Source organism: Brevundimonas naejangsanensis, assembly GCF_000635915.2.
Taxonomy (GTDB): domain Bacteria; phylum Pseudomonadota; class Alphaproteobacteria; order Caulobacterales; family Caulobacteraceae; genus Brevundimonas; species Brevundimonas sanguinis.
On the sequence record NZ_CP015614.1, the window covers coordinates 2,294,388 to 2,317,859 of the forward strand.

General features: G+C 68.7%; 21 protein-coding genes and 1 tRNA gene. 10 read left to right on the forward strand and 12 right to left on the reverse strand.

The annotated features are described in order from the left end of the window. Nucleotides 1-121: 121 nt before the first annotated feature. The 5 genes from DA69_RS11040 to DA69_RS11060 form a co-directional block, all read right to left on the reverse strand. Nucleotides 122-391 (reverse strand): ATP synthase F1 subunit epsilon, encoded by a 270-nt coding sequence (locus tag DA69_RS11040; protein WP_025976881.1) that lies wholly within the window; start codon nucleotides 389-391, stop codon nucleotides 122-124. Between the two features lie 3 nt (nucleotides 392-394). Then, a complete protein-coding gene (gene atpD / locus DA69_RS11045) occupies nucleotides 395-1,915 on the reverse strand; it encodes a F0F1 ATP synthase subunit beta (RefSeq protein WP_025976882.1) in 1,521 nt (506 codons plus the stop codon). 37 nt (nucleotides 1,916-1,952) lie between these two features. Further along, nucleotides 1,953-2,822 carry a F0F1 ATP synthase subunit gamma gene (locus DA69_RS11050; RefSeq protein ID WP_025976883.1) on the reverse strand — a complete coding sequence of 290 codons (870 nt, stop codon included), beginning with the start codon at nucleotides 2,820-2,822 and terminating at the stop codon, nucleotides 1,953-1,955. Nucleotides 2,823-2,859: 37 nt separating this feature from the next. Further along, on the reverse strand, nucleotides 2,860-4,392 hold the full coding sequence (gene atpA / locus DA69_RS11055) for a F0F1 ATP synthase subunit alpha (RefSeq protein ID WP_025976884.1): 1,533 nt from the start codon (nucleotides 4,390-4,392) through the stop codon (nucleotides 2,860-2,862). Nucleotides 4,393-4,459: 67 nt separating this feature from the next. After that, the gene (locus tag DA69_RS11060) at nucleotides 4,460-5,014 is read right to left on the reverse strand and encodes a F0F1 ATP synthase subunit delta (protein WP_025976885.1); all 555 of its coding nucleotides are present in this window, start codon (nucleotides 5,012-5,014) and stop codon (nucleotides 4,460-4,462) included. Between the two features lie 226 nt (nucleotides 5,015-5,240). On the opposite strand from DA69_RS11060, the gene DA69_RS11065 reads away from it, so the two are divergent. Genes DA69_RS11065 through DA69_RS11075 form a run of 3 tightly spaced genes read left to right on the forward strand, consistent with a single transcriptional unit; the run spans nucleotide 5,241 to nucleotide 7,950 of the window. Beyond that, on the forward strand, nucleotides 5,241-6,251 hold the full coding sequence (locus DA69_RS11065; protein WP_025976886.1) for a cation diffusion facilitator family transporter: 1,011 nt from the start codon (nucleotides 5,241-5,243) through the stop codon (nucleotides 6,249-6,251). Between the two features lie 55 nt (nucleotides 6,252-6,306). After that, complete coding sequence (locus tag DA69_RS11070; RefSeq protein ID WP_025976887.1) at nucleotides 6,307-7,134, forward strand: TerC family protein; 828 nt, start codon at nucleotides 6,307-6,309, stop codon at nucleotides 7,132-7,134. Between the two features lie 3 nt (nucleotides 7,135-7,137). After that, on the forward strand, nucleotides 7,138-7,950 hold the full coding sequence (locus DA69_RS11075; protein ID WP_235599150.1) for a glutaminyl-peptide cyclotransferase: 813 nt from the start codon (nucleotides 7,138-7,140) through the stop codon (nucleotides 7,948-7,950). Nucleotides 7,951-8,108: 158 nt separating this feature from the next. On the opposite strand, the gene DA69_RS11080 is transcribed toward DA69_RS11075, so the two are convergent. Next, the gene (locus tag DA69_RS11080) at nucleotides 8,109-10,271 is read right to left on the reverse strand and encodes a primosomal protein N' (RefSeq protein ID WP_025976889.1); all 2,163 of its coding nucleotides are present in this window, start codon (nucleotides 10,269-10,271) and stop codon (nucleotides 8,109-8,111) included. A 171-nt stretch (nucleotides 10,272-10,442) separates the two neighbouring features. On the opposite strand from DA69_RS11080, the gene fsa reads away from it, so the two are divergent. Genes fsa through DA69_RS11095 form a run of 3 tightly spaced genes read left to right on the forward strand, consistent with a single transcriptional unit; the run spans nucleotide 10,443 to nucleotide 12,749 of the window. Further along, on the forward strand, nucleotides 10,443-11,096 hold the full coding sequence (fsa, locus tag DA69_RS11085) for a fructose-6-phosphate aldolase (RefSeq protein ID WP_025976890.1): 654 nt from the start codon (nucleotides 10,443-10,445) through the stop codon (nucleotides 11,094-11,096). Nucleotides 11,097-11,121: 25 nt separating this feature from the next. Next, nucleotides 11,122-11,823 (forward strand): DUF484 family protein, encoded by a 702-nt coding sequence (locus tag DA69_RS11090; protein WP_025976891.1) that lies wholly within the window; start codon nucleotides 11,122-11,124, stop codon nucleotides 11,821-11,823. An 11-nt stretch (nucleotides 11,824-11,834) separates the two neighbouring features. Then, nucleotides 11,835-12,749 (forward strand): tyrosine recombinase XerC, encoded by a 915-nt coding sequence (locus DA69_RS11095; protein ID WP_029972433.1) that lies wholly within the window; start codon nucleotides 11,835-11,837, stop codon nucleotides 12,747-12,749. A 107-nt stretch (nucleotides 12,750-12,856) separates the two neighbouring features. Here the strand turns inward: DA69_RS11095 and lpdA are convergent, their stop codons facing one another. From lpdA to DA69_RS11110, 3 genes are all read right to left on the reverse strand, one after another. After that, the gene (lpdA, locus tag DA69_RS11100) at nucleotides 12,857-14,269 is read right to left on the reverse strand and encodes a dihydrolipoyl dehydrogenase (protein ID WP_025976893.1); all 1,413 of its coding nucleotides are present in this window, start codon (nucleotides 14,267-14,269) and stop codon (nucleotides 12,857-12,859) included. Nucleotides 14,270-14,474: 205 nt separating this feature from the next. Beyond that, nucleotides 14,475-14,549: transfer RNA gene (locus tag DA69_RS11105), tRNA-Gly, on the reverse strand. A 273-nt stretch (nucleotides 14,550-14,822) separates the two neighbouring features. Further along, the gene (locus DA69_RS11110) at nucleotides 14,823-15,605 is read right to left on the reverse strand and encodes an SDR family oxidoreductase (RefSeq protein ID WP_025976894.1); all 783 of its coding nucleotides are present in this window, start codon (nucleotides 15,603-15,605) and stop codon (nucleotides 14,823-14,825) included. 54 nt (nucleotides 15,606-15,659) lie between these two features. On the opposite strand from DA69_RS11110, the gene DA69_RS11115 reads away from it, so the two are divergent. After that, complete coding sequence (locus tag DA69_RS11115; RefSeq protein ID WP_025976895.1) at nucleotides 15,660-16,064, forward strand: YkvA family protein; 405 nt, start codon at nucleotides 15,660-15,662, stop codon at nucleotides 16,062-16,064. Nucleotides 16,065-16,241: 177 nt separating this feature from the next. Here DA69_RS11115 and DA69_RS11120 read toward each other — a convergent pair whose 3' ends face one another. Further along, nucleotides 16,242-17,243 (reverse strand): NADPH:quinone oxidoreductase family protein, encoded by a 1,002-nt coding sequence (locus DA69_RS11120; RefSeq protein WP_025976896.1) that lies wholly within the window; start codon nucleotides 17,241-17,243, stop codon nucleotides 16,242-16,244. 109 nt (nucleotides 17,244-17,352) lie between these two features. Here DA69_RS11120 and DA69_RS11125 point away from each other — a divergent pair, with 109 nt between their 5' ends. The 3 genes from DA69_RS11125 (at nucleotide 17,353) to DA69_RS11135 (ending at nucleotide 22,038) form a co-directional block, all read left to right on the forward strand. After that, on the forward strand, nucleotides 17,353-18,228 hold the full coding sequence (locus DA69_RS11125) for an isoaspartyl peptidase/L-asparaginase family protein (protein WP_025976897.1): 876 nt from the start codon (nucleotides 17,353-17,355) through the stop codon (nucleotides 18,226-18,228). A gap of 176 nt (nucleotides 18,229-18,404) precedes the next feature. Beyond that, the gene (locus tag DA69_RS11130) at nucleotides 18,405-20,315 is read left to right on the forward strand and encodes a BCCT family transporter (protein ID WP_025976898.1); all 1,911 of its coding nucleotides are present in this window, start codon (nucleotides 18,405-18,407) and stop codon (nucleotides 20,313-20,315) included. A gap of 70 nt (nucleotides 20,316-20,385) precedes the next feature. Then, a complete protein-coding gene (locus tag DA69_RS11135; protein WP_025976899.1) occupies nucleotides 20,386-22,038 on the forward strand; it encodes a serine hydrolase in 1,653 nt (550 codons plus the stop codon). 178 nt (nucleotides 22,039-22,216) lie between these two features. On the opposite strand, the gene DA69_RS11140 is transcribed toward DA69_RS11135, so the two are convergent. Next, complete coding sequence (locus tag DA69_RS11140) at nucleotides 22,217-22,618, reverse strand: hypothetical protein (RefSeq protein WP_025976900.1); 402 nt, start codon at nucleotides 22,616-22,618, stop codon at nucleotides 22,217-22,219. Between the two features lie 85 nt (nucleotides 22,619-22,703). Continuing rightward, the gene (locus tag DA69_RS11145; protein ID WP_025976901.1) at nucleotides 22,704-23,438 is read right to left on the reverse strand and encodes a DUF4893 domain-containing protein; all 735 of its coding nucleotides are present in this window, start codon (nucleotides 23,436-23,438) and stop codon (nucleotides 22,704-22,706) included. Nucleotides 23,439-23,472 lie beyond the last annotated feature (34 nt).

Genomic DNA, 23,472 nt, shown 5'->3' on the forward strand with positions numbered 1-23,472 from the left:
GGGTCAAGCCCGAGGATGACGACGGTTGGGCGCCCTTCCGCCAATGCACTAAAGCCATCGCCCAAAACAAAAGGCCCCCCGCCGGAGCGAGGGGCCTTTGATCGTTTCAGCCGCGCGAACCTTAGTTCGCGGTCAGCTCCGAGGCCTCTTCGGCCAGGATGGTCAGGCCTTCGCCGTTGACGTCGGCGAAGCCGCCCTTGACCTCGAAGCGGCGGCGCTGGGCGCCGTCATAGACGGTCACCAGGCCTTCGCGCAGGGTGGTCATGAAGGGCGCGTGGCCCGGCAGGACGCCGAAGTCGCCCTCGACGCCCGGCGCATCGACCTGATCGACCGAACCGGCGAAGACTTCGCGTTCCGGGGCGACGAGGGAGAAGTTCAGCTTACCGGCCATGACTTAGGCTTCCGCAGCCATCTTGGCGGCCTTCTCGACGGCCTCTTCGATGGCGCCGACCATGTAGAAGGCAGCTTCCGGCAGGTGGTCGTATTCGCCGTCGCAGATGGCCTTGAACGAGCGGATGGTGTCGGCCAGCTCGACGAACTTGCCCGGCGAGCCGGTGAACTGTTCGGCCACGAAGAAGGGCTGCGACAGGAAGCGCTGGATCTTGCGGGCGCGCGACACGACCAGTTTGTCGTCTTCCGACAGCTCGTCCATGCCCAGGATGGCGATGATGTCCTTCAGCGCCTTGTACTGCTGCAGGATTTCCTGAACGCGGCGGGCGACGGTGTAGTGCTCCTCGCCGATCACCAGCGGGTCCATGATCCGCGAGGTGGAGTCCAGCGGGTCCACGGCCGGGAAGATGGCCTGGGCGGCGATGTCGCGGTTCAGAACCGTCGTCGCGTCCAAGTGGGCGAACGAGGCGGCGGGCGCCGGGTCGGTCAGGTCGTCAGCCGGGACGTAGATGGCCTGGATCGAGGTGATCGAGCCCTTCTTGGTCGAGGTGATGCGCTCCTGCAGGTTGCCCATCTCGGTGGCCAGCGTCGGCTGATAGCCCACGGCCGAGGGGATGCGGCCCAGCAGAGCCGACATTTCCGAACCGGCTTGCGTGAAGCGGAAGATGTTGTCGATGAACAGCAGGACGTCCTTGCCCTCTTCATCGCGGAAGTATTCGGCCTGGGCCAGGCCGGTCAGGGCGACGCGGGCGCGGGCGCCGGGGGGCTCGTTCATCTGGCCGTAAACGAGGGCGCACTTGGAGCCTTCGCCGCCGCCGGCGACGTTCACGTTCGACTCGATCATCTCGTGATACAGGTCGTTGCCTTCGCGGGTGCGTTCGCCCACGCCGGCCAGAACCGAATAACCGCCGTACGCCTTGGCGATGTTGTTGATCAGTTCCTGCATGGTCACGGTCTTGCCGACGCCGGCGCCGCCGAACAGGCCGGTCTTGCCGCCCTTGGTGTAGGGGCAAATCAGGTCGATGACCTTGATGCCCGTGACCAGGATTTCCGACGAGGTTGACTGCTCTTCGAACGAAGGCGCCTCGCGGTGGATCGGGCGGAACTCGGTGGTCTTGATCGGACCGGCTTCGTCGATCGGCTGACCGACGACGTTCATGATGCGGCCGAGCGTGCCCGGGCCGACCGGCGCCATGATCGACTTGCCGGTGTCGACGACGGCCTGGCCGCGCGTCAGACCTTCGGTCGTGTCCATGGCGATGGTGCGAACCATGTTCTCACCCAGGTGCTGGGCGACTTCCAGGACCAGGGTGAAGGGCTCGCCCGTCTTCTGGTCGACGTTCTGGGTTTCCAGAGCGTTCAGAATGCCCGGCAGGTGGCCGGTGAACTCAACGTCGACGACGGCGCCGATAACCTGGGCGATCTTGCCCTGGCCCGCGACAGCGACGGGAGCGGCGGCCGGAGCGGCCTTCTTGGCGGCCGGCTTCTTGGCGGCGGGTTTCTTGGGGGCGGTGGTGTCGGTCATCGGGGTTTATCCGTGTCGAATGTCGGCTGTGTCGGGATCAGAGCGCTTCAGCGCCGGCGATGATCTCGATCAGCTCGGTGGTGATCTGGGCCTGGCGGGAACGGTTGTACTGCAGCGTCAAGGCGCTGATGAGGTCGCCGGCGTTACGCGTGGCGTTGTCCATCGCAGCCATCTGGGCGCCGAAGAAGCCGGCCTGGTTTTCCAGAAGGGCGGCCAGGATCTGCGTCGTCAGGTTGCGCGGCAGCAGGGTCTCGAGGATGTCCTCTTCCGACGGCTCGTACTCATAGAGCGCGCCGGCGTCGGCCGAGGCGTCGGCGTCGACTTCGGCCGGGGCCAGCTGACGCGACGACGGGACCTGAGAGATCACCGACTTGAACTGGCTGTAGAAGAGCGTGACCTTGTCGGCCTCGTCCGCCTCGAACTTTTCAGCCAACAGTTCGGCGATCGGCTGGGCCGAATGCAGACCCACCGTCTTGTGCTCGCTCAACTCGAAAGTCTTGACGACCTTGTCCCCGAACAGGCGGGTCAGCTGGTCGCGCGACTTGCGGCCGACAGCGACGATCTCGACGTCCTTGCCGTTGGCGATCAGGCTGTTGATGTGGTCGCGCGCGGCGCGGATGACGTTGGTCGAGAACCCGCCCGCCAGACCCTTGTCGGCCGTGGCGACGACGACCAGGTGCTTCTGGTCGGCGCCGGTTCCGGTCATCAGGCGCGGGCCGTCGTCGCCGACGCCCGCCGCCAGGTTGGCGATGACCGAGGCCATCCGCGACGCATAGGGGCGGGCGTTCTCCGCCTGCTCCTGGGCGCGCTTCAGCTTGGCCGCGGCGACCATCTGCATGGCTTTCGTGATCTTCTGCGTCGCTTTGACGCTTCCGATCCGATCGCGCATTTCCTTGAGGCTAGCCATCCGGCTCTGCTCTTCCTTTGACTACAGGGCCGAACGATCAGGCGAAGGTTTTGGCGAAGGCCGCCAGGATGTCCTTCAGCTCGGCTTCCAGCTCGGGCGTCAGGGCCTTCTTGGTGCGGATGCCTTCCAGCAGCGAGGCGTGGTTGGCGTGAACGCGGGCCAGCAGTTCGCTCTCGAAGCGGCCGACGTCCGAAACGGCGATGCCGTCCAGATAGCCGCGCGTGCCGGCGTAGATCGACACGACCTGCTCCTCGACCGCCAGCGGCGAGTACTGCGGCTGCTTCAGCAGCTCGGTCAGGCGGGCGCCGCGGGCCAGCAGGCGCTGGGTCGAGACGTCCAGGTCCGAGCCGAACTTCGCGAAGGCGGCCATTTCACGATACTGGGCCAGCTCGCCCTTAATCGACCCGGCGACCTGCTTCATGGCCTTGATCTGGGCCGAGGAGCCCACGCGCGACACCGAGATGCCGACGTTCACGGCCGGACGGATGCCCTGATAGAACAGGTCCGATTCCAGGAAGATCTGGCCGTCGGTGATCGAAATCACGTTGGTTGGGATGTAGGCCGACACGTCGTTGGCCTGGGTTTCGATGATCGGCAGGGCGGTCAGCGAGCCCGAGCCGTAGTCCTCGTTCAGCTTGGCCGAACGCTCCAGCAGGCGGCTGTGCAGGTAGAAGACGTCGCCCGGGTAGGCTTCACGGCCCGGCGGACGGCGCAGCAGCAGCGACATCTGGCGGTAGGCCACGGCCTGCTTGGACAGGTCGTCATAGATGATCAGGCCGTGCATGCCGTTGTCGCGGAAATACTCGCCCATGGCGGTGCCGGCGAACGGAGCCAGGAACTGCAGCGGGGCCGGTTCCGACGCCGTGGCGGCCACGACGATGGTGTATTCCAGCGCGCCCGACTCTTCGAGGGTCTTGACGATCTGGGCCACGGTCGAGCGCTTCTGACCGATGGCGACGTAGATGCAGTACAGCTTGGCCGACTCGTCGTCCGACTTGTTGACCGTCTTCTGGTTCAGGATGGTGTCGATGGCGACGGCGGTCTTGCCGACCTGACGGTCGCCAATGATCAGCTCGCGCTGGCCGCGACCGACCGGGATCAGGGTATCGATCGCCTTCATGCCCGTCTGCATCGGCTCGTGAACCGATTTACGCGGGATGATGCCGGGGGCCTTCACGTCGACGCGGCGACGCTCGGTGAACTGGATCGGGCCCTTGCCGTCGATCGGTTCGCCCAGCGGGTTGACGACGCGGCCCAGCAGGCCCTTGCCGACCGGCACGTCCACGATTTCGCCCAGGCGGCGCACGTCGTCGCCCTCGGCGATGGCGGCGTCCGCGCCGAAGATCACGGCGCCGACGTTGTCGCGTTCCAGGTTCAGGGCCATGCCCTTCACGCCGGCCTTGGTGAACTCGACCATTTCACCCGCCTGGACGTTGTCCAGGCCGTGGATGCGCGCGATGCCGTCGCCGACCGACAGCACCTGGCCGACGTCGGAAACGTCGGCTTCTACGCCGAAGTTGGCGATCTGCGACTTGAGGATGGCCGAGATTTCGGCGGCGCGGATATCCATGATTGGCTCTTTCGGCTTTCGTCTTCGGTGCGGGCCCGCTGGCCCGGCTTGAACTGAAATTCGGGGTTTAGGCGCGCTTCAGCGCAAAGGTCATCTGGTCGAGCTTGGTCTTCAGCGAGGCGTCGAACAGCTTCGAGCCCACCTTGACCTTCAGGCCGCCCAGGATCGACGGATCGACGCGGGCGGTCAGTTCGGGGTCGCGGCCCAGGGCGGCGCGCAGCTCGCTCTGGATCGTCTTGGTCTGAGCGGCGCTGAGCGCCACGGCCGAAGTCACCTCGGCGGCCACCACGCCCGTCTTCTTGGCGTACAGCGCCTCGAAGGCGGCGATCACGCCCGGCAGGTCCGCCGCGCGGCCGTTCTGGCCCAGCAGGCCCAGGAAGTTGCGCGTCGTGGCCGTGAACTGCGCCTTGTCGGCGATGGCCGCCAGACCCTTGGCCTGATCATCCGAAGAGATCAGCGGCGAGGTCGCCAGACGGCGCAGGTCGGCGCTGTCGATCCAGGCCGCCTTCAGCGAAGCCAGATCGGCGCGCACGGCGTCCAGCGCCCCCGTCTCATCCGCCAGGTCGAACAGCGCCTGTGCATACCGTCCGCCGACTTCCGTCGTCCTGAAATCGTCCGCCACTTATATTGGTCCGCGTCTGAAGCGATTGTCGCAAGACCGGCCGCAGTCGCCTGCGCCAGTCAAGGGCCTGATATGCTTTGAGAAAGCACGCTGGGGACGCATCTTTCGATACGCCCTTCGCTAAAGCCGCGCGGCTGATACCATGCAAGGCCGCAAGCCGCAACCAAGGGGCGCGGAACGATAACGCCGCACCCGCGCTCCTTTGGTCGAACCGAAGCGGGATGTCATGGCCGCCTCTACATCCAAGCAGGTGATTTTCGCGGCCCTGGCGGGCAACGCCGCCATCGCCATCACGAAATTCGCCGCCGCCCTGTTCACCGGCTCGGCCGCCATGATGAGCGAGGCGATCCACTCGGCCGTGGACACCGGCAATCAGGTCCTGCTGCTGATCGGCCTGCGCCGCGCCGCGCGGCCGGCCAGCGAAAGCCATCCCTTCGGTCACGGGCTTCAGCTCTATTTCTACACCTTCGTCGTCGCCATCCTGATCTTCGGCCTGGGGGCGGTCATCTCGATCCTGCACGGGCTCGAGCGCATCCGCGCGCCCGAGCCGATCCAGAACCCCTGGGTCAACTATCTGGTGCTGGGGCTGGCGGTGCTGTTCGAGGGCGGCTCCTGGTGGGTGGCGTTGAGGGCCTTCAACGGCCAGCGCGGCGGCCGCCCTTTGCTGGCCGCCGTGCGAGAGAGCAAGGACCCCACCATCTTCACCGTGCTGTTCGAGGACACCGCCGCCCTGACCGGCCTGGTCATCGCCCTGATCGGGGTGGTCGCCAGCCACGTCTTCGGCCTGCCCGTCATCGACGGGGTCGCCTCCGTGGCCATCGGGGTCGTGCTGGCCCTGACCGCCGGCTTCCTGGCCTTCGAGAGCCAGAGCCTGCTGACCGGCGAGGCCGCCGATCCGGCCACGCGGGCCGGCATCGCCGCCATCGCCCGCTCCGAGCCGGGCGTCGAGGGCCTGAACGACCTGCGCACCATGCATTTCGGACCCAACGAGATCCTGGTCGCCCTCAGCCTGGATTTCGACGACCGGCTCAGCGCCGCCGATGTCGAGGCTGCGGTGGCGCGGCTGGAGCAGCGCATCCGCGCCGTCCACCCCCAGGCAGGCCGCATCTATGTCGAGGCCCAGAGCCTGGCGAGCCACGCGGCGGTCCGCGCGGCCGTCATGGCGGGGGGCGGGCCCGGCGCCCTAGTGTCCGATGTGCCGGGGGGTGCGACCACGACGCCGCGCACGACCGCTTGATGCAACCTCACAGCCCCGTTACCGCTTATGCTCACCATCACATCCTGGAAACCCGATGCTTGAAAGCATAACCCCGCTCCTCAGCGACCCCGCCGCCTGGGCGGCCCTCGTGACTCTGGTGGTCATGGAGGTCGTGCTGGGGATCGACAACCTGATCTTCATCTCGATCCTCTCCAACAAGCTCCCGCCCGAGCACCGCCAACGCACGCGCCGCATCGGCATCGGCCTGGCCCTGATCATGCGTCTGGGCCTGCTGGCCACCATCGGCTGGATCGTCGGCCTGACTCAGCCCGTGTTCGACCTGGGCTTCCACGGCGAGACCTTCGACACCGCCTTCTCCTGGCGCGACCTGATCCTGATCGCCGGCGGCCTGTTCCTGCTGTGGAAGGCCACGAAGGAGATCCACCACTCGGTCGACACCACCCCGTCGAACGATCTGCTGGAGAAGGACAAGAAGGACGTCGTCCTCAACAACGTCGGCGCGGCCATCTTCCAGATCATCCTGCTGGACCTGGTCTTCTCGGTCGATTCGATCCTGACCGCCGTCGGCATGACCGAACACGTGCCCATCATGATGGTGGCCGTCATCGCCGCCGTGACCGTCATGCTGCTGGCCGCCGATCCGCTGGCCAATTTCATCGACAAGAATCCGACCGTGGTCATGCTGGCCCTGGGCTTCCTGCTGATGATCGGCGCCGTGCTGATCGCCGACGGCTTCGGCGTCCATGTGCCCAAGGGCTATATCTACGCCGCCATGGCCTTCTCGGCTCTGGTGGAAGGCCTGAACATGTGGTCGCGCAACGCCCAGATCAGAAAGGCCCAGGCCCAGGAAGCCGCGCGGGCCGCCCTCAACAAGGCCGAAACCGCCGAGCGCGGCGTCTAAGACATGGGCGTGGGGCCGGTCCTGGCGATGCTTCTGCTGGCGCTTTGCGCGCCGGCGGCGGCGCAAGCGCCGGGGCCGGCCCCCGCATCTTCTCCCGCCCGCCCAGCGCCCGCGCCGATTCCGGTCTACGGCTATGAGGTGGTGCGGGCCTTTCCCCACGATCCGGCCGCCTTCACCCAAGGGCTGGTCATCCGCAACGGCGTGCTGATCGAAAGCACCGGCCGCAACCCGTCCAGCGTGCGCCGCGTGCGGCTCGAGGACGGCGTCGTGCTTCAGAGCCATGAGCTCGACCCCGAGTATTTCGGCGAGGGCCTGACCGAGAAGGACGGGCGCGTCTTCTCCCTGTCCTGGATCAACGGCGTCGGCTTCATCTGGAATGCGGACGACCTGAAGCCCGTCTCCCGCTTCGCCTATGCGGGCGAAGGCTGGGGGCTGACCCACGACGGGTCGCGCCTGATCCTGTCCGATGGATCGGCGACCCTGCGCTTTCTCGACCTCGACACCCTGGCCGAGACGGGTCGCGTCGCCGTCACCCTGAACGGTCGTCCGCTGGGGCGGCTGAACGAGCTGGAATGGATCGACGGCGAGGTCTGGGCCAACGTCTGGCAGACCGACTTCATCGTCCGCATCGACCCGGCGTCCGGCCAGGTGGTCGGGGTCATCGACCTGACCGGCCTGCTGCCGAGGGATCAGGCCAAGGACCCGCTCGACGACGTGCTGAACGGGATCGCCTGGGACGCCAAGAACCGCCGCCTGTTCGTCACCGGCAAGAACTGGCCCACCCTGTTCGAGATCAAGCTGACCGGGCCGCGATAAGCCCCTTCTTCCCGCTCGTCCCGGCGGACGCCGGGATCCAGTCCTTTGGCTGCAAACGACCGCTTCTGAGGCTCTCACTGGGCCCCGGCGTCCGCCGGGGTGAGCGAATGTAAGGGACGCTTTCAAGCAGCGAGCCGCCGGCGGCGAGCGATAGCGCCCTACAAGAAACTATAAGGATCCACGTCCACGGTCAGTCTGACGGACGCCGGGACCTTCACCCGCGCCAGCCAGGCGCGCAGGAAGGCCTGCAGGTTCACGTCGCGATCCGCCCGCACCAACAGCCGCTTGCGTCGCCGTCCGCGCACCAGGGCCAGGGGCGCGTCGGCGGGACCATAGACCTCCAGCCGCTCGGCGTTGGGGATGGCCTCGGCCAGGTCGCGGGCGACCTTCTCGACCGCCATGGCGTTCTCGCTGGACAGGATCAGCGCCGCCAGACGGCCGTGCGGCGGCAGGGAGGCCGCCTCGCGCTCGGCCATCTCGGCCTCGACGAAGGCGTCGCGGTCGCCCGCCGCCAGGGCCTGCAGCACCGGATGCTCGGGCGTCCAGGTCTGCAGCAGGGCGCGGCCCGGCTTGTCCGCCCGCCCCGCCCGGCCCGTGGCCTGGGCCAGCAGTTGATAGGTCCGCTCGGCGGCGCGGAGGTCGCCGCCGCGCAGGCCCAGATCCGCGTCCACCACGCCCACGAGCGTCAGGCGCGGGAAGTTGTGGCCTTTCGCCGCAGCCTGGGTGGCGACCAGAATGTCGATCTCGCCGTCGGCCATGCTCTGTATCAGGGCGCGGGCCGACTTGCCGTCCGGCACGGTGTCCGAACTGAACACGGCGGTGCGCGCCTCGGGGAACAGCTGGCGCACCTCTTCCTCGACCCGCTCGACGCCCGGCCCCACGGGAACCAGCGAGTCCTCGGCCCCGCATGACGGGCAGGCCTTGGGCTTGGGCATGGAGAAGCCGGTCAGGTGGCAGACCAGCCGCCCGGTGTAGCGGTGCTCGACCAGCCAGGAATCCGTGTCCGGCGCCGTCAGCCGATGCCCGCACGACCGGCACAGCACCACCGGGGCGTAGCCGCGCCGGTTGAGGAACAGCAGGCTCTGCTCGCCGCGCGTCAGCGTCTCGCCGATGGCTTCGCGTAAAGGTGCGGACAGCCAGGTCTGCGGGTCCGGCGGACATTCGCGCAGGTCGATCAGGCCGATCTCGGGCAGGACCGCCGCCCCGTGTCGCGCCGCCAGCTTCAGCCAGCGATACCGCCCCTGATGGGCGTTCCACAGCGTCTCCAGCGACGGGGTGGCCGAGGCGAGAACGACCGTCGCCCCCTCGATCCGCGCCCGCGCCACGGCCAGGTCGCGGCCGTGATAGACCAGCCCCTCCTCCTGTTTGAACGAGCCGTCGTGCTCTTCGTCCACCACGATCAGCTTCAGGTTGGCGTAGGGCAGGAACAGGGCCGAGCGCGCGCCGACGACGATGTTGCAGCGGCCGGAGACCACCGCCTCCCACGCCTGTCGCCGGCGCGGCGGGGCGACGCCGGAATGCCATTCGGCCGGGGCGACGCCGAAGCGGGCGGTGATGCGCTCGATCACCGCCTGGGTCAGGGCGATCTCGGGCAGCAGGATCAGCACCTGCGCCGTCGGATCGGCCCGCAGCGCCCGCGCCGCCGCCTCCAGATAGGCCTCCGTCTTGCCCGAGCCCGTCACCCCGTCCAGCAGGAAAGGGGCGAAGCCGCCCGCCGCCACAGCGTCCGCAATGGCCGCCGCCGAGGCCGCCTGATCCGGGTTCAGGGTCGCGGGCGCATGGTCGGGATCGGGCGGGTCGAAGGCGGCGACCGCCTCGACCTCGAACGGCTCCAGCACCCCTTCATCGACCAGTCCCTTGACCACGCCGGACGAGACGCCCGCCGCCCGCGCCAGATCGGGGCCGGGCATGGATCGTTGGCCCAGGGCCTCCAGCACCGCCGTGCGCGCCGCCGTCGGGCGGGCGGGACTGCGGCCCTCGACACGCCGCACCCGCCGCTCGGGCCGGGGCCGCGGCGCGCGCAGGCCCTTCAGCGCCGTCGCCGCCATCTCGCCGGGCGGGCTGAGGGTCCAGCGCGCCGCCCATTCGACGAAGTCCAGCGTCCGTTCCGGCAGGCGCGGATCGGCCAACACCTGCTCGACCGCCTTCAGCTTGCGATTGGAGCCGGTCGTCTCGAACACCTCGGCCACCACGCCGCGGATCAGGCGCGGCCCCAGCGGCACGGCGACCTGATCGCCGCGCATGACCGTCAATTCCTCAGGCACTTCGTAGTCGAAGGCTTCCGGCACCGGCAGGGGGATGAGGACGGAGGCGACCTTCACGCGGCTTCTCCTCCCCACTGTGTGGGGAGGTGGCGCGGCGCGCAGCGCCGTGACGGAGGGGCCGCTTCAAACCGGGCATGCCCCTCCACCACTACGTGGTCCCCCTCCCCATAAAATGGGGAGGAAAAGGGGAGTCGCCCTTCGCGTTGGTCAGGGTTAGAACTCTTCCCCATGAAACTCTTTCTCGACACCGCCGACGTCGCCGTCATCAAGGACCTGCTGCCCACCGGGATGGTGGACGGCGTCACCACCAATCCTAGCCTGATCGCCAAGTCGGGTCGCAACATCGCCGAGGTCATCGCCGAAATCTGCGCCCTGGTCGAGGGGCCGATCTCGGCCGAGGCCGTGGCCACCGACTTCGAGACCATGGTCAAGGAGGGCGACAAGCTGGCCTCCATCGCCCCCAACGTCGTGGTCAAGCTGCCGCTGACCTGGGACGGCCTGCGCGCGACGCGCGCCTTCGCCGACAAGGGGATCAAGACCAACGTCACCCTGTGCTTCTCGGCGACCCAGGCCATGCTGGCGGCCAAGGCCGGCGCGACCTTCATCTCGCCCTTCGTCGGCCGTCTGGACGACGTCGGCGCCGACGGCGTGGGCCTGCTGGAAGACATCCGCACCCTGTACGACATCCACGACTTCAGCACGGAAATCCTGGCCGCCTCGGTGCGCAATGCGGACCATGTGACCGCCGCCGCCCTGGCCGGCGCCGACGCCTCGACCATTCCGGCCGACGTTTTCAAGGCCTTGGTCAAGCACCCGTTAACCGACAAGGGGTTGGATGCCTTCCTGGCGGACTGGGGCAAGACCGGTCAGTCCATTTTGTAATTTTTGACCCGATGAGAGGTCCCGCTTGAGCACTTCCCTGGACCTCTCTGCCGACCCGGCCGCGGGCCTTCATTGGCCGCAGGTGCGCGCCTGGCTGGAAGATCACGCCGAACACCTGCTGGACGACCGGGCCCTGCTGGAAGAACTGGGCCTGGCCGCCACCGGCCGCAACGTCGTCGATTTCGGCCGCGCCGCCCTGGCGCGGCTGGAGGCCGTCGCCCAGCGCGAGGCCGGCGCGCGCAAGCTGATCGAAGAGATCGCCCGCGCCAACTTCGCCGCCCAGACCCAGACCCATGTCGCCGCCCTGGACCTGATGGAGGCGCGCACCCACGTTGAACTGGCGCGCCATCTGGACGCCGTCGCGCAGGGCCGCTTCGGCCTGGCCGGCGCCGCCGTGGCGATCGAGAAGCCGGGCGCCGTCCCCTTCGGCTGGAAGGCGCTGGAGCCGGGCCGCGTCGACGCCCTGCTGGGCGAGGACGGCCTGCACTGGCTCGGTCCCAACTTCACCGGCCTCAGCCTGTTCGGCCCTTCTGAGGGCGAAGTCGCCTCGGTCGCCCTGGTGCGGATGAGCCTGAGCGCGCCCGGCGAAAGCCTGCCCCGACCGGCCCTGTGCGCCTTCGGCTCGGCCGAGGACGACGGCTTCACCCCCGCCATGGGCTGCGAACTGGTGGCCTTCGTCGCCCGCGTCGTCGAACGCATGGCCGAGCGATGGCCGCTGGAAGCCTGACCGCCCCCTGCATGACTTCGCAGGACGCCCTGGCCGCCTGGCTGGAGCATCTGGCGCATGAGCGCCGCCTGTCGTCGCGCACGCTCGAGGCCTATGGCCATATCGGGCGGCTGTATCTGGCCTTTCTGGAGCGCCATCGCGGCGGGGCGCAGAGCGCGGCCGAGCTCGGCTCGGTCACGGCGGCCGAGGCGCGCGCCCACCTGGCCGAGCGCCGCAGCGGCGAGCGCCCGCTGAACGCCCGCTCGCTCAGCCAGACCCTGGCCGCCATCCGGGGCTTTCACGCCTTCCTCGACCGACGGCTGGGCGTGGCGACGCCGCAACTGACCCTGGTGCGCGGGCCCAAGGTCAAGCCCTCCCTGCCCCGACCGATCAGCGAGGATCAGGCGAAGGGCCTGCTGCATGAACCCGAGGCCGACCCCGACATGGAGCCGTGGGAGGCGGCGCGCGACCGCGCCGTCCTGACCCTGCTCTACGGTTGCGGCCTGCGGATTTCGGAGGCCCTGTCGCTGACGCGGTCGGACGCCCCCCTGCCGGACAGCCTTCGCATCACCGGCAAAGGCGGCAAGACGCGCATGGTCCCCGTCTTGCCGCAGGTGCGCGAGGCGATCGACGCCTATCTTGCGCTCCAGCCCTTCGTCATCGACGCCGATCAGGCCCTGTTCCGGGCGCGGCGCGGCGGCCCTTTGAGCGCCCGTCATGTGCAGGCTACCGTGCAGCGGCTGCGCGGGCGGCTCGGCCTGCCCGCCTCCGCGACGCCCCACGCGCTGAGGCACAGCTTCGCCACCCACCTGCTGGGGGCGGGGGCCGATCTGCGTTCGATCCAGGAACTGCTGGGCCACGCCAGCCTGTCGACGACGCAGAAATACACCCAGGTCGACGCCGCCCGCCTGCTGGCCGCCTACTCGCAGGCGCACCCGCGCGGCTGACCGCGGGGCGCCAGACCGCCAGGATCGCGCTTCCTGACGCCGTTCCAAACAAAACGGCGCGCCCCGTGCGGAGCGCGCCGTTCTGACTTCAAACGGAAGCCGGAGGCTTACGCCTGCATGGTCCAGCCTTCGACGCCCATGGCCGCCTGACGGACGGCTTCGGAGCGGGTCGGGTGGGGGTGGCAGGTGCGGGCGATGTCCTCGGACGAGCCGCCGAAGGCCATGGTCATGCAGGCCTCGCCGATCAGCTCGCCGGCCTGCGGGCCGTAGATGTGGACGCCCAGAACCTTGTCGGTCGCGGCGTCGGCCAGGACCTTCACGAAGCCCTCGGTCTCGTGGTTGATCTTAGCGCGGCTGTTGGCGGCGAAGGGGAACTTGCCCTTCTTGTAGTTGACGCCCGCGGCCTTCAGCGCCTCTTCGGTCTTGCCGACCCAGGCCACTTCCGGGCCGGTGTAGATGACCGACGGCACCAGGTCATAGTCGACGTGGCCCGGCTTGCCCGCGATCAGTTCGATCACGGCCACGGCGTCTTCCTCGGCCTTGTGGGCCAGCATCGGGCCGTGCGTCACGTCGCCGATGACCCAGACGCCCGGCGCCGAGGTCTTGAAGTGGTCGTTGGCGATGAAGCCGCGCTGATCCGGCGTGACGCCGACCGTCTCCAGCCCCAGGCCTTGCGTGTAGGGGCGGCGGCCGATGGCGACCAGCACCACGTCGCCCTTCAGCGTCTCCGCCGCGCCGCCCTTGGCCGGCTCCAGCGTCAGTTCAACGCCGTCCTTGGAGGTCTGGGCGCCGGTGACCTTGGTCCCCATGCGGAAGGTCATGCCCTGCTTGGTCAGGCCGCGCTGGAAGGCGGTGGCGACTTCGCCGTCCATGCCCGCGCCGACCTTGTCGAGGAACTCCACGACCGTGACCTGGGCGCCCAGGCGGCGCCAGACCGAGCCCAGCTCAAGGCCGATCACGCCCGCGCCGATGACGATCAGATGCTTGGGCACCTTGGGCAGGAACAGGGCGCCGGTCGAGTCGATGACCTTGCCGTCCTCGAAGGCGACGCCCGGCAGGGGGGTCGGCTCGGAGCCGGTGGCGATGATGATGTTCTTGGTCTCCAGCGTGGTCTTGGCGCCGCCCTCGGCTTCGACCTCGACCTTGCCCTGACCCGTGATGCGGCCGAAACCCTTCACCACGTCGACCTTGTTCTTCTTCATCAGGAATTCGATGCCCTTGGTCAGGGCTTCGACGCTGTCGTCCTTGGCCTTGTGCATCTGGGAAAGGTTCAGCTTGGGCTTCACCTCGATGCCGATGCCGGCGAACTCGACGTTGGCGGCCTCATACAGCTCCGAAGCGTGCAGCAGGGCCTTGGAGGGCATGCAGCCGACGTTCAGGCAGGTGCCGCCCAGCGTGGCGCGCTTCTCGACCAGGGCGGCCTTGAGGCCCAGTTGGCCGGCGCGGATGGCGGCGTTGTAGCCGCCCGGCCCGCCCCCGATGATCACCACGTCATAGGTCTGGGAAGCGGCGTCGGCCATGAGGTCCTCTGATCGGTCTGGCGCTGGATACGAAATGCGCTGGGAAGGAAGCGGCGCGGACACTAGCGCCGCTCCCGGCGGGGTCAACCGCCAGGCTCCATATAGGCCGCGATCGCGCGCGGGGCCATGCGGACGGAGACACAATGGGCGGAAAAGCGAAACGGGGCCCGATCTTGCGACCGGACCCCGTTTTCCACGCTTCGACTGGAGCGGGCGAGGCGATTCGAACGCCCGACCCTCACCTTGGCAAGGTGATGCTCTACCCCTGAGCTACGCCCGCACTCCGTTGGGAGCGATGTGCTGCTCCCCGTCGAGGAAGGGGCGTATAGCGGACCGACTTCGGATCGCGCAAGCCCCTTTTTCGATTTTCGTCCAATCCGTCGATTTTTTTCGAATAGCCCTGAAACTTCACACGAAAACGGCCCCCGAAACGCCCGCGCGGACGCCTCGGAGGCCGCTTCAAAGCGCCGCCGCCTGCCGCCGCTACGCGCCCCGCCCGCTCAAGCAGCGAGCCGCCGCGCGGCGAGCGTTAGCGGCCTTGCCGCTCCTCGCCTTAGCGAGGCGCGAGACGGATCGCCCCGTCCAGACGGATGCACTCGCCGTTGATGTAGGTGTTCTCGGCCAGATGCAGGGCCAGGGCGGCGTAGTCGGCCGGCGTGCCGAGGCGCTTGGGGAAGGGGATCATGGCGGCCAGGGCGTCCTGCACCTTCTGGTCCATGCCCGCCATCATCGGCGTCCACATGATGCCCGGCAGGATGGTGTTGACCCGCACGCCCTCGTTCATCAGGTCGCGCGCGACCGGCAGGGTCATGGCGTAGACGCCGCCCTTTGACGCCGAATAGGCCGCCTGGCCGATCTGGCCGTCCTGAGCCGCGACCGAGGCGGTGTTGATGATCAGGCCGCGCTCGCCGTCCTCCATCGGCTCCAGCGTGACCATGCCCGCCGCCGACTGCGACAGAACGCGGAAGGTGCCGAACAGGTTGATCGAGACGGTGCGCTCGAACTGGGCCATGTCGTGGGCGCGGATCTCGCCGGTGTCCTTCTTGCGGCTGACGGTCTTCTGGCCGGTGGCGATCCCGGCGCAGTTGACGGTCAGGCGCTCCTGGCCGTGGGCGGCGCGCGCCTTGGCGAAGCCGGCGGAGACGCTGTCGTCCGACGTCACGTCGACCTTGCAGAAGACGCCGCCGATCTCCTGGGCGATGACCTCGCCGCGCTCCTCGTTCAGGTCGAACAGGGCGACCTTGACGCCCTTGGCCGCCAGGGCGCGCGCCGTGCCTTCGCCAAGGCCCGAAGCCCCGCCCGTCACCACCGCCGCGATCGAAGCGTCGAGTTTCATGGAAGTCGTCCTATATTCGATTGAACCGAGTGCTCGTGCGAGGATTTAGCGGCCATGACCGCAAAGACCAACGGAATGTCGCCTGATGACGCCATCAATCCTGACAAGGCCCTGGTTCCCGCCGTGCAGAAGGTGAACGAGTTGCGCGTGCGCAAGGGCTTCTGGCCCAAGATGCGGCACACCGCCGCCCGCATCCCCTTCGCCCAGCAGGCGGTCGCCGCCTGGTACGCGGCCCAGGACCCCAAGACCCCGCTGGCGGCCAAGGGCCTGATCCTGGGGGCGCTGGCCTATTTCGTCATGCCGGTGGACGCCATTCCCGACATCTTCGCCGGCATCGGCTTCACCGACGACGCGGCGGTGATCGCCGCCGTGCTGGCCACCCTGGGCGCGCACCTGAAGCCGCGCCACCACGATCAGGCGGCGCAGGCGCTGAAACGTCTGCGGGAGGACGAGGAATAAATCCTTCTCCCCTTGTGGGAGAAGGTGGGCGCCGGAGGCGCTCGGATGAGGGGTGTCGGCGCCTGGTCTGAAACCCTGTCGCCGTCCCTCTGCATCAATCACCTGAATGCCGCGCTCACACCCCTCATCCGGCCCTGACGGGCCACCTTCTCCCACAAGGGGAGAAGGATGCTCCGATCAATCTTCCACCTTCACCACGATCTTGCCGACAGCCGTGCGGTCGCTAAGGGCCTGGATGGCCTCGTGGGCGCGTTCCAGCGGGAAGGTGCGGCTGACGCGCGGCTTGATCTTGCCCTCGGCGTAGAGCTGCATCAGCTCGGCCATGTTGGCGGCGTGGGCCTTGGGGTCGCGGGCGACGGCGGCGCCCCAGAAGACGCCGATGACCGACACCGACTTCAGCAGCGTCAGGTTCAGCGGCAGGGACGGAATCCCCGCCGGGAAACCCACCACCAGATAGCGCCCGTTCCAGTCCATCGCGCGCAGGGCCGGCTCGGCGTAGTCGCCGCCCACCCCGTCGAAGACCACATCGGCACCGTCGCGGCCGGTCGACAGCTTGAACTCGCCCGACAGCGTCTTCTGCGCCGCCTTGTCCATCGGGCCGGACGGGTAGATCAGGCCGTTGTCGGCTCCCAACTCCAGCGCGAACTCCACCTTGTCGTTGGTCGAGGCGGCGGCGACCACGCGTGCGCCCATCGCCTTGCCCAGCTCGACGGCGGCAGCCCCGACGCCCCCCGCCGCGCCCAGCACCAGCAGGGTCTCGCCCGGCTGCAGCTGCGCCCGGTCCTTCAAGGCGTAGTAGCTGGTGCCATAGGTCATGATGAAGCCGGCGGCGGTCTCATAGTCCATGCTGTCGGGAATGGGGATCAGGGTCTCGGCCCTGACCTTCAGTCGCTCGACCATGCCGCCCCAGCCGGGCACGGCGACGACCCGGTCGCCCCGGAACACGCCCTTCACCCCCTCGCCGACGGCGTCGACCACGCCCGCGACCTCGGCCCCCGGTGCGAAAGGGCGCTCGGGCCTGAACTGGTATTTGTCGGCGATGATCAGGGCGTCGGGATAGTTGACGCCCACCGCCTTGACCTCGATCACCACCTCGCCCGGTCCGGGCGTGGGGTCCATGACCTCCTCGACGACAAGCGATTCCGGGCCGCCGGGAGCCTTGGACAGGACTGCGCGCATTAGGAACTCTCTTCAGCCACCCCCGCCGGCCATGGCGCCGACACGCCAGCGACGCTAATCAGCCTGCGGCCCGATGCAAAGAGGCCGAACAGGTTCTGAGGAGACGATCATGGCGAAACCCGCCCTCATCCTTCACGGCGGCGCCGGGGCCCGGCGCGAGCGCAACTACGACGCCGAGGTCGCCAACATGCGCCAGGTGGTCGAGGCGATGAAGGCGCGGCTGGACGCCGGCGCCTCGGCGCTGGACGTGGCGGTCGAGGCCGTCGTCATGCTCGAAGACTCCGGCCTCTACGTCGCCGGGCGCGGCGCCTCGCCCAATCTGGCGGGCGAGTATGAGCTGGACGCCAGCCTGATGGACGGCGCGACCGGCAAGGCCGGGGCCGTGGCCGCCCTGCAGGGGTTCCGCAACCCGGTCGTCGCCGCCCGCGCGGTGATGGACCGCACCCCCCACGTCATGCTGGCCGGAAGCGGCGCCGCCCGCTTCGCCGCGGAACAGGGCCTGACGCGCGTGGAGGACCCCGCCGCCTGGTTCACCGGCGCGGGCAAGGGCGAGGACAACCACCCGCCCAGCATGTTGAGCCACGGCACCGTCGGCTGCTGCGTGCTGGACAGCCAGGGCCGTCTGGCGGCCGCCACCTCGACCGCGGGCGTGTTCGGCAAGATGCCGGGCCGCGTCGGCGACACCCCCATCCCCGCCGCCGGGACTTGGGCCGACGAGCACGCCGCCGTCTCCTGCACCGGCCAGGGCGAATATTTCATCCGCGTCGCCGCCGCCGCCCGCACCGCCTTCGGCGTCGCCGCCGGTCATTCGCTGGCCGAGGCCTCTCAGAGCGTGGTCGACCGCATCGGCGCCCTCGGCGGCGACGGCGGCCTGATCGCCCTGGACCGGGAGGGGAACATCGCCGCACCCTACAACAGCCAGGGCATGAAGCGCGCCTGGCTGGCGACCGACGGCCTAATCGGGGTCGAAGTGTTCGAGCGGTGAACCGTCGCGAGGGCGGCGCCGCCCTCGCCTCCTCCCCATCTGCGCCGCGCCCGACCGGTCCTGCGCCCGTCCTCGACCGTGACCCGGGGCCTCAGCTCGGGCCTGACCTGGGGCCTGATCTGCAGCAGGGTCGGCGAAGGGCTGGAACAATAAGCTTCGCCGGGCGCTTGGCCCCCATGCTGACGACCAAGATGAACCCCCGCGTCTTCTGGGGGGCCAGCGCGATTGCGGGCGGGCTGCTGCTGCTCGCCCTGATGGCGCCCGCTACGTCCGACCTGCTGTTCGGGCGCGCCCAGGCCTGGGTCATAGACACGTTCGGCTGGTTCTACGTGGCCTCGGTGGCGGGCTTCCTGCTGTTTGTGGCGGTGCTGGCGGTCGGGCCGACCGGACGGCTGAAGCTGGGGCCGGACGACGCCGAGCCGGACTTTCCCTATGTCTCCTGGCTGGCCATGCTGTTCGCGGCGGGCATGGGCATCGGCCTGATGTATTTCGCCGTGGCCGAGCCGGTTCAGCACTACATCGCCCCGCCCGAGGCCCAGCCCGACACGCTGAACGCCGCGCGCGAGGCCATGGTCATCACCTATACCCACTGGGGCGTGCATGCCTGGGCCATCTACGCCGTGGTCGGCCTCAGCCTGGGCTATTTCGCGCACAGGAAGGGTCTGCCCCTGACCATGCGGTCGAGTCTCTATCCCCTACTGGGCAAGCGGGTGAATGGTTGGCTGGGCGATGCGGTCGACATCTTCGCCATCTGCGGCACGCTGTTCGGCATCGCCACCTCCCTGGGGCTGGGCGTGGCGCAGATGAACTCGGGACTGAACTACGTCTTCGGCGTGCCCAGCCATGTGATGATGCAGGTCGGGCTGATCGCCGTGGTCATGGGTGCGGCGACGATCTCGGTCCTGACGGGCGTAGACAAAGGGGTGCGGCGACTGTCCGAGTTGAACCTCGTCATCGCCGTCTGCCTGATGCTGTTCGTGCTGATCGCGGGGCCGACGCTGTTCCTGCTGCGGGCCTATGTGCAGAATTTCGGCCTGTATCTGGATCATTTCTTCGTCCGCACCTTCACCCTCTACGCCTATGAGCCGCGCGCCTGGATGGCGGACTGGACCCTGTTCTACTGGGCCTGGTGGATCGCCTGGTCGCCGTTCGTCGGCATGTTCATCGCCCGCATCTCACGCGGGCGGACCGTTCGGGAATTCCTGATCGGCGTGCTGCTGGTGCCGTCGGCTTTCACCTTCCTGTGGATGACGGTCTTCGGCAATTCGGCCATGAGCCTGGACCTGAGCGTGGCGGCGGGGGCGATCTCGGAGGCCGTTCAGGCGGACCTGTCGACGGCCCTGTTCCGCTTCCTGGAGTATCTGCCGGGGACGGCGATCACCTCGATCCTGGCCATCGCCCTGGTGGCGGTCTTCTTTGTCACCTCGGCGGATTCAGGCTCTCTGGTGATCGACACCCTGGCCTCGGGCGGCGCCGAGGACACGCCGCGTTGGCAGCGCATCTACTGGTGCCTGGTGCAGGGGCTGGCGGCGGCCCTGCTGCTGCTGGCCGGCGGGCTCGGCGCCCTGCAGGCGGCGACACTGGTGGCGGCCCTGCCCTTCGCCGTCATCATGATCCTGGCCTGTTTCGGCTTGGCGCGGCAGATGAACGCCGACCTGAAGGGCGAGGCCGTCGAGACCGACGCGGCGCCGCTGCGCGAACAGCTCAAGCGCATCCTAGCCCCCGCCAGCCGCCGCGATATTGATCGCCAGATCGCACGCCACGGCGCCCCGGCGCTGGAAGAGGTGCGCGCCGCCGTGGCCGCCGAGGGGCTGGAGAACAGCGAAGTGCAGAGCGACGAGAACGGCGTCTGGCTGAGGGTCGAGCACGCCAACGGACGGGACTTCCTGTATCGACTGGGCGCCCGGTCGCGACCTCGCCCCGCCCTGACCGCGCTGGAGGCCCCCGAAAGCCGCCGGGCGCTGGAGTGGCGGCTCAGCGCCGTGACCGGCGACGGCGCCCGCCCGCGCGACGTGACCGGCTTTACCCGCGCCCAGATCGTGGCGGACGTGCTGGAGCACCTGCAACGCTGGCGGCTGGCCGCCTAGGTCAGACTCCCCCTTGGCCCCGGAGACGGGCGGCGGTAGCGTCGCCGCTCAGTCTTCGGGAGCGTTCTTGATGTCCATCCGCCTGTCGCGCCGCGCGGCGCTGATTTCGTCCGCCGTCGCCGCCACGGGCGCGGCCCTGCCGACGACCGGCTGGGCCCAGACCAGCGCCGATACACGCTCCGACGAGGAGATCGCCGCCGCCGCCGACGCCTGGGTGCAGCGCTGCATGGCCGCCTGGCCGGAGCAACCCGCCGTGTCGCTGGCCCTGGTGCGCGACGGCAAGACGGTGCTGGCCAAGGGTTACGGCGTACGCCGCCAGGGCAAGGCCGAGCCGGTCGATGAGCACACCCTGTTCGCCATCGCGTCGAACTCCAAGAACGTCACCGCCGCCTGCCTGGCCATCCTGGTCGACGAGGGCAAGGTGAAGTGGGACGAGCCGATCAGGACCTATCTGCCCGGCTTCACCCTGTCGGACCCGATGGTCGGCGAGCGCATCACCGTGCGCGATACGCTGAGCCACCGCGCCGGCTTCGGCCTGGGCGCCGGCGACCTGCTGTTCTGGCCCAATAGCGACCGGACCCGAGCCGAGGTCCTGGCCCAGGCCGCCTTCGTGCCGATCAAGGACGGCTTTCGCGAAGGCTACAACTACTGCAACCTGATGTTCGTGGTCGCGGGCGCCGTGATCGAGAAGGTGTCGGGCCTGTCGTGGGAGGATTTCGTCCAGACCCGCATCTTCGACAAGGTCGGCATGAGCGAGAGCGTGCCCCTGGCCCGCCTGGCCGATCCGAAGAAGAGCGCCCTGCCCCACGGCCGCGTCGGGCCGCCCCTGCGCTATCAGGGGCCGATGACCCAGATCGCCGACTCCATCGTCGAGGTGTGGAACTGGGATTCGGCGGCGGCGGCGGGCGGCATCTGCGCCAGCGCCCACGACTGGGCCAAGTGGATCGCCGTGCGCCTGAACGACGGCAAGCTGGCCGACGGGTCGCGCCTGTTCTCCGAAGCCGCCGCGCGCGAGATGGTCAAGCCCAACATCATCGTCTCCTCGTCCAACGGACCGACGGCTGAGCTGCCCAACCGGGCCGTGGCCTCGACCTACGCCATGGGCCTGCAGGTGCAGGACTATCGCGGCGAGCGGCTGGCGACGCACGGCGGCGGCTCGCCGGGCGGCATCTCGGCCACAGTGCTGATCCCCGGCCGCAAGATCGGTTTTTCCGTCTTCACCAACGCCGAGGAGAGCTTCCTCTTGCGCGCCCTGCGTTCGGGCCTGTCGGACATCGCCATGAACAAGGTCGACGTCGACTGGATCGCCGACTCCAAGAAGCGCGAGGCCGAGGGGACCGAAAAGTCGCTGAAGGCCGCCGTCGAGATCGACGCCAAACAGGCGGCGGGCGCGGCGCCGTCCCTGCCGCTGGAGGCCTACGCCGGAACCTGGCGCGACCCCTGGTACGGCGACATCGTCATCGAGCCGAAGACCGAAGGTCGCGGCCGCAACCGCAAGTCCGGCCTGTGGCTGCGCTTCACCCACACCCCTGCGCTGCAGGGCTGGCTGGAGCCCTATGACGGCGAGACCTTCCGCACCCGCTTCCCCGACAAGCGCGAAGAGGACGCCTTCATCACCTTTGCGATCGCCACGGCCAAGCCCGCGACCGCCACGGTCAAGGGCGTCTCGCCCGACATCGACTTCAGCTACGACTATCAAGACCTGCGGCTGACGCGGGTCTGAAAAAAGTCCCTTCTCCCCTTGTGGGAGAAGGTGGCCCGTCAGGGCCGGATGAGGGGTGTGGGCGCCTCGCCTAGAATGTGGGGCGACGACACGTTTGAACCTTGAAGCCGCCCGCCATCACCCCTCATCCGTCATGCTGCGCATGCCACCTTCTCCCACAAGGGGAGAAGGGCCTCGGTCAGCGCGCCGGGCGCTGCCCCGCCTCGAGAATCGGCATCCCCGCCTCTGTCGGGATGTAGATGGTCTGGCGACCGTCCTTACCGGCCGTCTCCTGCAGCATGTTGATGTAGGACCAGCGCAGATAGGCCTCTGGGCCGCCCAGGGCCTCAGCCATGATGCGGTTGGCCTCATTGGCGCCCTTGGCGCGCTCGATCTCGGCGGCGGCGGTCAGCTTGGCCGAGTCCAGGGCGGCCTGGGCCTCCAGCACGCGGATGCGGCGGTTCTGCACGGCCTCTTCATAGGCGGCGCGGCCGGCCATCTGCTTGGAGTAGACGTTGTAGGTCGGAAATCCGATCAGCACGATCGCCAGGACGGCGACGACGCCGACGATGGATCCAACGGTGAGGCCGACGCCGCGCATGGGCTTGTCCTGAAAAGCTAAAGCAAAAGAGACGCGCAAGGTGGCGGCGAGAGCCGCCTGCGGTCAAGCATCATGACGACGCCGATCAGCGTCGGCGCTTCGGCGTTGCGGCCGGGGCCGGAACCAGCTCCAGAATGTCGAGATTGGACTCATTGGCCGGCCAGGGCGTCACCAGCCGCCAGCGGCTTTCGCCGATCCGCTCTAGCACCGAGACCATGTCGCGCTCGGGCCGCTGGCCATAGGCGCGGGCGGCTGGCTCCGACGCCAGCGCCATCGAGCCGAGGAAGACCATTTCACGATCATTCTCGGGGAACAGCAGACCCGCCTGACGTTGCGAGCCGCTGAGCTTGGTCAGCTTGAGCCCCAGGGCGGTGTTCTCGATGCGGCAGGCGAACCAGCCGTAGACGACATAGCCCAGACCGCCCTCGCCGCCCTGAGAGCCCAGCTTGATCGTCCGGCAGCGATAGGCGCCCTCCGGCGGCGTCACGCCCGCCCGCGTCGCGGCCGGGTCGATCAGGTCGCCCAGCGACGCCAGGTCGCCCGAACCTGTCTGACGCCTGGACTGCTCCAGAGCCAGCGACCAGGCGGCGGCCCGGCGCTGATAACGATCACGATCGGCGGCGGTGATGACGCCGCGCCAATCCGCCAGAACGGCGCCCGTCGGCGCGTCCGGCGCGGCCGGAATGGAAGGCGGCGGCGGAGGCGGAGGGGGCGGCGGCGGGGTCGTGGCGCACGCCGCCAGCAGGGCGGACAGCGACAGCGCCGCCAGACCGGTGCGGACAACGGTTGGTCGGAAAAAGTCAACGGGCGCGCGCTGCATATCGGGTTTCCCTGACGAACGGGATCGAAAGCCC

Bases quoted from the DNA above. Each gene is read 5' to 3' on its own strand.
- DA69_RS11065 (WP_025976886.1), top strand. From the start codon at position 5,241: ATGGCCGCCTCTACATCCAAGCAGGTGATTTTCGCGGCCCTGGCGGGC.
- DA69_RS11070 (WP_025976887.1), top strand. From the start codon at position 6,307: ATGCTTGAAAGCATAACCCCGCTCCTCAGCGACCCCGCCGCCTGGGCG.
- DA69_RS11110 (WP_025976894.1), bottom strand. From the start codon at position 15,605: ATGAAACTCGACGCTTCGATCGCGGCGGTGGTGACGGGCGGGGCTTCG.
- DA69_RS11095 (WP_029972433.1), top strand. From the start codon at position 11,835: ATGACTTCGCAGGACGCCCTGGCCGCCTGGCTGGAGCATCTGGCGCAT.
- atpD (WP_025976882.1), bottom strand. From the start codon at position 1,915: ATGACCGACACCACCGCCCCCAAGAAACCCGCCGCCAAGAAGCCGGCC.
- DA69_RS11135 (WP_025976899.1), top strand. From the start codon at position 20,386: ATGTCCATCCGCCTGTCGCGCCGCGCGGCGCTGATTTCGTCCGCCGTC.
- DA69_RS11050 (WP_025976883.1), bottom strand. From the start codon at position 2,822: ATGGCTAGCCTCAAGGAAATGCGCGATCGGATCGGAAGCGTCAAAGCG.
- DA69_RS11115 (WP_025976895.1), top strand. From the start codon at position 15,660: ATGACCGCAAAGACCAACGGAATGTCGCCTGATGACGCCATCAATCCT.
- fsa (WP_025976890.1), top strand. From the start codon at position 10,443: ATGAAACTCTTTCTCGACACCGCCGACGTCGCCGTCATCAAGGACCTG.
- DA69_RS11125 (WP_025976897.1), top strand. From the start codon at position 17,353: ATGGCGAAACCCGCCCTCATCCTTCACGGCGGCGCCGGGGCCCGGCGC.
- DA69_RS11130 (WP_025976898.1), top strand. From the start codon at position 18,405: ATGCTGACGACCAAGATGAACCCCCGCGTCTTCTGGGGGGCCAGCGCG.
- DA69_RS11075 (WP_235599150.1), top strand. From the start codon at position 7,138: ATGGGCGTGGGGCCGGTCCTGGCGATGCTTCTGCTGGCGCTTTGCGCG.
- lpdA (WP_025976893.1), bottom strand. From the start codon at position 14,269: ATGGCCGACGCCGCTTCCCAGACCTATGACGTGGTGATCATCGGGGGC.
- DA69_RS11120 (WP_025976896.1), bottom strand. From the start codon at position 17,243: ATGCGCGCAGTCCTGTCCAAGGCTCCCGGCGGCCCGGAATCGCTTGTC.
- DA69_RS11145 (WP_025976901.1), bottom strand. From the start codon at position 23,438: ATGCAGCGCGCGCCCGTTGACTTTTTCCGACCAACCGTTGTCCGCACC.
- DA69_RS11140 (WP_025976900.1), bottom strand. From the start codon at position 22,618: ATGCGCGGCGTCGGCCTCACCGTTGGATCCATCGTCGGCGTCGTCGCC.
- DA69_RS11040 (WP_025976881.1), bottom strand. From the start codon at position 391: ATGGCCGGTAAGCTGAACTTCTCCCTCGTCGCCCCGGAACGCGAAGTC.
- atpA (WP_025976884.1), bottom strand. From the start codon at position 4,392: ATGGATATCCGCGCCGCCGAAATCTCGGCCATCCTCAAGTCGCAGATC.